This is a genomic window from Microcoleus sp. C2D2 (genome assembly GCF_036702495.1).
Classification (GTDB): domain Bacteria; phylum Cyanobacteriota; class Cyanobacteriia; order Cyanobacteriales; family Microcoleaceae; genus Microcoleus.
The window spans coordinates 1-1,667 of sequence record NZ_JAUBTO010000381.1; the positions used below are offsets into that span (position 1 = coordinate 1).

Sequence of the window (1,667 nt, forward strand, 5' to 3'; positions counted from 1 at the left end):
AATTGGTTATCAAATGGGGACGGAAACTTAAAAACAAAGGAAATGCTATTATCACAATTTAAATGCGAAACAGCTTATCAAATTTTGAATTAAAAAATACCAAAACACTGGAGGCAGTAATGACCAAACAAATTTCTCTTGATGCGCTATGGAATTCAGCCACATCTCAGGATCGTGTATTCCACTTAGATGACTTCACTCACTTGCCAGAAGCCGCCAGACGGTATCTCGACCATGCGATCGCACCTGGAACAAAGCTCGCTTCTGCGGTTCGCTTGAAGATGCACGGCGAAATCAAACTGAAGAGTTGGATTCCATTCAAAGCCGAGCAAGTCATTTGCTGGGAACATGGACTGATTTGGAGTGCTACAGCATGGATGAATAGCTTCTTGCCAATTGTCGGATCAGACCGCATTATCGACGGCATTGGTGCGATGCAGTGGAAGCTTTTAGGATTATTCCCTGTGATGACGGCGAGTGGTTCGGATATTACACGGTCGGCTATTGGTCGCCTCCAATCAGAGTCACTCTGGTTACCGTCTGTATTCTGCGGCGATGGCGTTTCATGGGCAAGTCCAGATTCATCGGATCTAGACTCCAGCTTGCATCCCAGTTTTGTAGTGCAAGGCGAAAGAGCCGAACTAGATTTCACCCTCGATCAAACCGGTTGTCTCAAGACCTGTAAGCTACCACGCTGGGGCAATCCAGACGATGCTGAGTTCCGTTATGTGGACTTCGGTGGAATTTTAGAGGAAGAGGGCACATTCTGCGGCTACACCATTCCAACTCGGCTACGGATTGGATGGTACTTTGGCTCCGATCGGTTTGAGTCGGAGGGCGAGTTCTTCCGAGGCACGATCGATGATGCAATCTATCGATAGACCAACTTATGTCAAAGGAGAGAATGAAAAATGAGAAAATATCCGATTGCTTGGTTCTATATCTTGGCTTTTGGTATGTCATGGCTTGGCATGATATCGACCGTCTTAGCCTCGCGAGGCATTGCCCCATTTAACAGTCCCTACTTTCAAGTTCTTTTCATCTTTTATGCCGTTGGACCTGCTCTTGCGGCTATTATTGTGTCACAGGTGACGCATGGTAAAACAGGGATTCGGGATTTGAACAAGGGACTAATCCGATGGCGGGTTAGCCTAATCTGGTACATCGTAGCGGTGCTGGGGTCTGCAATTTTGCTGATTGTGGCGCAAGTCGTCACGAAATTATTGGGCTTTTCAGTAACAATTGCAGTGCCACCAGTCAATCTATCTCCCTATGTTATTTTCGGTTTGGGAGTAAATTTCCTCGCCACTACCTGCGAAGAAATTGGGTGGCGTGGCTTTGCATTACCACATTTGCAGAAACGATATAACGCTCTGATTGCTACTCTCATTGTGGGCATATTGTGGGGTTTATGGCATTTACCGCTTGTCTTTTTGGTAGGCAACCCGATGTCTGAGTTTCCTTTCGTTTGGTTTATCAGCATCGTGACCAATGCTTTTATCTATACCTGGATTTACAACAGCACTAAAGGCAGTATTTTGCTAGTGGCGCTTTTTCATGGTTCGCTGAACGTATGGGGACTATTTATAACCCACATTCCGCAGATATTTAAGCAGATTTAACGATCGCCTGCAATGTAAAAACTTTAGCCTGAAATGATTGCCTAG

Annotated in this window: 2 protein-coding genes; both read left to right on the forward strand. The window is 45.7% G+C overall.

Annotated features, from left to right (window positions below; genetic code table 11):
- The first annotated feature begins 119 nt into the window (after nt 1-119).
- The gene (locus QUB61_RS39350) at nt 120-881 is read left to right on the forward strand and encodes a DUF6920 family protein (RefSeq protein ID WP_333136881.1); all 762 of its coding nucleotides are present in this window, start codon (nt 120-122) and stop codon (nt 879-881) included.
- 30 nt (nt 882-911) lie between these two features.
- Nucleotides 912-1,622 (forward strand): type II CAAX endopeptidase family protein, encoded by a 711-nt coding sequence (locus QUB61_RS39355; protein WP_333136879.1) that lies wholly within the window; start codon nt 912-914, stop codon nt 1,620-1,622.
- The last annotated feature ends 45 nt before the right edge of the window (nt 1,623-1,667 follow it).